Annotated in this window: 5 protein-coding genes and 1 pseudogene; all 6 read right to left on the bottom strand. The window is 74.9% G+C overall.

Annotation, left to right across the window (positions count from 1 at the left end; translation table 11 throughout):
* Nucleotides 1-276: 2-oxoglutarate dehydrogenase E1 subunit family protein (locus SSBG_RS07785; RefSeq protein ID WP_037869193.1), on the bottom strand; the 276-nt coding region annotated here is incomplete at its 3' end.
* A gap of 338 nt (nucleotides 277-614) precedes the next feature.
* On the bottom strand, nucleotides 615-1,727 hold the full coding sequence (locus SSBG_RS07780; RefSeq protein ID WP_008745646.1) for a HAMP domain-containing sensor histidine kinase: 1,113 nt from the start codon (nucleotides 1,725-1,727) through the stop codon (nucleotides 615-617).
* Between the two features lie 121 nt (nucleotides 1,728-1,848).
* Nucleotides 1,849-2,586 carry a response regulator transcription factor gene (locus SSBG_RS07775; RefSeq protein ID WP_008745645.1) on the bottom strand — a complete coding sequence of 246 codons (738 nt, stop codon included), beginning with the start codon at nucleotides 2,584-2,586 and terminating at the stop codon, nucleotides 1,849-1,851.
* 195 nt (nucleotides 2,587-2,781) lie between these two features.
* The gene (locus SSBG_RS07770) at nucleotides 2,782-3,504 is read right to left on the bottom strand and encodes a spermidine synthase (RefSeq protein ID WP_008745644.1); all 723 of its coding nucleotides are present in this window, start codon (nucleotides 3,502-3,504) and stop codon (nucleotides 2,782-2,784) included.
* 68 nt (nucleotides 3,505-3,572) lie between these two features.
* Nucleotides 3,573-4,202: a hypothetical protein gene (locus tag SSBG_RS07765; RefSeq protein WP_050776736.1), complete on the bottom strand. Its 630-nt coding sequence runs from the start codon at nucleotides 4,200-4,202 to the stop codon at nucleotides 3,573-3,575.
* A pseudogene (locus SSBG_RS07760) lies at nucleotides 4,199-4,703 on the bottom strand (hypothetical protein); the annotation flags it as partial. The pseudogene SSBG_RS07760 and the gene SSBG_RS07765, both read right to left, overlap by 4 nt.

The following is a 4,703-nucleotide window of genomic DNA, read 5'->3' as shown; positions in this document are numbered from 1 at the left end:
CGGCGCGGGGGGGGACTGCGGGGCCGGTGCCGGGGTCGCGGGCGCCTGGGCGCCGTCCGTGCTCGTACGCGCCGGGGCACTGCCCGGCTTGTAGTCGGCGAAGAAGTCCCACCAGGCGCGATCGACCGAATTCGGGTCCTGGAGGTACTGCTGGTAGATCTCGTCCACGAGCCATTCGTTCGCGCCGAAGGCGGCGGCAGGGTCGGCGCCCTGCTTGCCTTGGCCGACCGGCTCGGTCGAGATGCTCGTCGAGTTACTGGGGGACTGTGGCGACACGGCGGTAACCGCCCTCTTCCGCTTCTCACAAGGTGATGGACAGCGGGAATAAAGGCTACGCCTCCGGGGCCCGCGGATGCAGGCCGGGCCGGTGATCCGTCGCGTAAGTCACATCGCAGAAGGTGTTTCGCCGCTGTGATTGGCGGGAAACAACCGTGGATTTGACCTGCGCTTCCGGCCCCCGCGACGTCGTCGGCGCGCCGGCGGCGGGCCTTCCCGCCGGGGGCTGGGCGGCCCGGCTCCGGTACGTGCCCGGGCCCGGGCCCCGAACCGGGTGATCGACCCGGCGCGACGCTCCTGACCTGTTCACATGCGGAGGAACGGGCTCCCCAAGCAGCCTACGTCAACTGCTCGTCCAACGACTTCCCCGGAAGGGTGACGTGCATTCGGCAGCCCCGTGCTGATTCGGCCACCCGGATACGCCCGCCGTGCAGATCCACCGCCCAGCGCGCGATCGCGAGACCGAGCCCCGTACCGCCGTCACCGCCCTGCGAGCCCGCCTTCTGCGTGTGCGGCAGCGCGCCCCGGTTGAAGCGCTCGAAGACGCGGTGCCACTCGGAGCGCGGGATGCCCGGCCCCTCGTCCATGATCTCCAGCTCCAGCGCGTCCGGTCCCGCGCCCGCCCGCGCCCGCACCGTGACCTTGCCCGCCGCCGGGCTGTGCTTGACCGCGTTGTCGATGAGATTGGCCACGACCTGGTGCAGCCGCTCCGGGTCCGCGTACGCGGTCAGCTCCGGCGGCGAGACGTCCAGGGCCAGCGCGACGTCACTGCGTGTGTGGCTGCCCGAGTCCGAGGCGAGCTTGCGGCGCGCGACGGCGGCCCCCGTGAGCTGCGCCTCCTTGAGGACGCCCGAGAGGTAGGGCCACACCTCGAAGTGCCGGGCGCGCAGCGGCACCGCGCCGTGGTCGAGCCGCGAGAGGTCGAGCAGCGTCTCCACGAGCCGCCCGAGCCGCTCGGTCTGCTTGAGCGCCGTGCGCATCGTCTCCGGGTCGGCGGCCGAGACGCCGTCCACGACATTCTCCAGCACCGCGCGCAGCGCCGCGATCGGGGTGCGCAGCTCGTGCGAGACGTTCGCGACCAGCTCCTTGCGGTGCAGGTCCTGCGCCTCCAGGTCGTCCGCCATGCGGTTGATCGTCTCGGCGAGCGAACCCAGTTCGTCGCCCCGGTCCGCGCCCGAGACCCGCCGCGTGTAGTCGCCGTGCGAGATCGCCCGGGCCACCGTCGTCATCTCGGCGAGCGGGGAGGCGAGGCCGTGCGCGACGAACTGCGTGATCAAAAGCGTCGCGATGACCGAGAAGACCGTGATGAACCGCAGCTCGGTGTCGGTGCGCAGGGCCACGAGCAGCAGCCCGGTGGTGATGAAGACCGAGAGCACGACGAGCGTGCCGAGCTTCGCCTTGATCGGGAAGGGCCGCGTCCGCGTCCCGGCCCCGTCCTGGTACCTGGCCATCACGTTCCTCCCCCTCGCGCGGCCGGGAGCCCGCGCCCCCGCACCGCGCCCCTTCACCGCGTCACGACCCACGGCGCGACAACCCGCGGCGCCACGCCCCGCCGCACCCCGCCCCGCCGCGTCACGACGCCGGGGTCTCCAGCGCGTAGCCCACGCCGTGCACGGTCCTGATCCGCTCCGCGCCGATCTTGCGGCGCAGCGCCTTGATGTGGCTGTCGACGGTACGGGTACCCGAGGCGTCCGCCCAGTCCCAGACCTCGGCGAGCAGCTGCTCCCGCGAGAGCACCGCGCGCGGGGTCCCCGCCAGGCACACGAGCAGGTCGAACTCGGTGGGCGTCAGGTGCACGTCCTCGCCCCGCACCCGCACCCGCCGCTGCGCGTGGTCCACCTCCAGCTCACCGAGGCGCAGCACACCGCTGCGCGGCGTCGCGGCGGCGAGCGCGGCGCGCTCGACCCGGCGCAGCAGCACGTGCACGCGGGCGGCGACCTCGCGCATCGAGAACGGCTTCGTCATGTAGTCGTCCGCGCCCACGCCGAGCCCGACGAGCATGTCCGTCTCGTCGTCGCGCGCGGTGAGCATCAGGACCGGCACCGGGCGGTGCGCCTGCACCCGGCGGCACACCTCCAGCCCGTCGAAACCGGGCAGCATGACATCGAGGACCAGCAGGTCCGGCTGCCACGCCTCGGCGGTCTCCACCGCGGAGGGCCCGTCCTGCGCCGTCTGCACCAGGAAGCCCTCGGCGCGCAGCCGGGCCGCGATCGCGTCCACGATCGTCGGGTCGTCCTCGACCACGAGGACGCGCCGCTGTGCCCCGGCGGCCGTCGCCGCGCCGCCGTGGGAGGTCTGTGTCTGCTCCATCGCCCCGCCCTGAAGGTACGTGTGTCGTCCGTTCCGCTTCTGCCCCGAGCCCGCGAGGCCAGACATGAGCCTGCTCACTCGCGGGAACGCGCACGGGTACACGTGTGTCCGACGCGCGCGCCCGGCCGACAACACGGGGCCGGGGGTGGGGGGTCCGCGGTCCGTCAGAGCGTACGGGCACGGGGCGCCGCTTAGCTATGCGGGCCGCACGGCGAGATGCACGACGTCCGGAACGCCCCGGGCAACCGGTGTCTCTTCGGTACGCACCCCCTGGAACCCGGCATTCCGCAAGGCGCCGTCGAAGACGGGCGAAGGCCGCGCCGACCACACGGCGAGCACCCCGCCGGGCGTCAGGCGCTCCCGGCAGGCGGCGAGCCCGGCCGCGTCGTACAGCCCCGCGTTGCCCTCGTCCACGGTCCAGCCGGGGCCGTTGTCGATGTCGAGGCACAGCGCGTCGAAGCGCTCCCCGTCCTCGCGCAGGTACGCGACCAGGTCGGTGCGCAGGATCTCGGTGCGCGGGTCGGCGAGCGCCCCCGCCGTGTACGCGCCGAGCGGGCCCGTACGGTGCCACTCCACGATCGCTTCCTCGCGCTCGGCGACGACGATCCGCCCCCAGCGCGCGCCCTGCGCCGCGCGCACGAGCGAGAAGCCGACCCCGAGCCCGCCGATCAGGACCGAGGGCGCGGGACGGGCGCCGAGCGCGCCGAGCGCGGCGTCGACCAGCAGCCGCTCGGAGCGCCCGTCCGAGGTGTCCATGAGGAACGTGCCGTTGGCGATGATCTGGAGCAGGTCCCCGTGCCGCCGCAGCACCACCTCGCCGTACGGGCCCTCGCGCCGGTCGAGCACCTCGGGCGGTGTGCCGGGGCCGGGGCCGAAGCGGGCGCCGGGGAACTCCTCGTCCGGCGAAGCGATGCTCATCGCGCGTACCTCCATGATCGATCGCGACCGTCATCCTCCGGCCCCGGTCCCCGGCCCGGCAAACGGATTCACCCCCGCACGGGGCGCGCCCCCTTCGCCGCGTAGAGCGCGCCGCCCGCGAGGAAGGAGAGGAGCGCGACGGCGAGCGCCGGGCCGTCCCCGGCCGGCTGGTCGATCCAGGCCCACAGGCGCGCGACCGCGGCGTACGGGCGCGGCGCGGCGCCGCCGAGGAAGACGGCCGTCCCCCACCCGAGCACCGGCAGCCAGCTCAGCCGCGCGCCGAGCACCACCGCGGAGACGGCGGCCAGCCCCGAGACACCGAGCACGTTGCGCGCCATGCCCCCCGGACCGTAGCCGTGCGCCCCCGTCCCCCCACCGGGTACGGCGAGCGCGAGCAGCGCGGCCCCGGTGAGCGCGAGCGCGAGGTAGAGGACCAGGCGGGGCCACGGTCCCGGGCGGGAGGTGGTGGGAGCGATCTCGGGCAGGGGACTCAGGGTCGCCCCGCCCAGCGCGCTCGCCGCGAGCAGCGGGCCGAGCGCGACGAGGGGGGTGAGCCGGCCGGGGTCCCGATACGCCTCGACCGTGCGGCTCACGACGGCGCACAACAGCGCGTTCGCGAGCAGGAACAGGAGCACGCCGGGAACGTGGTGCGCGCGGGCGTGCAGGCGCGGGCCCGTCAGTGGCGGGACGCGGTTCACAGGCCCGGGACCTTTCCCCGGCGCGGAGCGTGGCAGGCGGCGCGGTCGCCGAGGTAGGAGGTGAGCCAGTCGGCGCGTGCGGCGGGGCGCAGGGCGCGGAGCCTGCGGTCGGCGGCGGCCGACTCCGCGTCGGTGGTGTAGCCGTCGCGCTCCCCGGTGAGCCAGGACATGACGGCGTTCTCGGTGGCGAGGCCGTCGCGGGACTGTGTGCCGGAGCACGGCAGGAGCGCGGCGGCCAGGTCCCGCGTGTAGCGCTCGGGCTCGGTCAGGCCGGAGGGCCGGAAGTCCTGGCCCGGCAGGAGGCCCGGCGCCTGGGGGTAGGGGTGCGCCGTCCCCCGGGCGTCGTACCGCGCCGGCAGCCCCCGCACCCCGCGCAGCCGCTCCTGGACCGGCCGCGCGAGGCGTTCCGCTTCCGGCAGCAGCCCCGCGACACCCGACTCCACGCACACGGCGGGCACCCCCTGCCGCGCGCACACCTCCCGAGCGGCCGGCGCGGCGCGT

Origin of the sequence: Streptomyces sp. SPB074 (assembly GCF_000154905.1) — a bacterium.
Classification (GTDB): domain Bacteria; phylum Actinomycetota; class Actinomycetes; order Streptomycetales; family Streptomycetaceae; genus Streptomyces.
The sequence above is the reverse complement of the archived record's forward strand: the minus strand, read 5'-3'. Positions and strand labels throughout refer to the sequence as shown.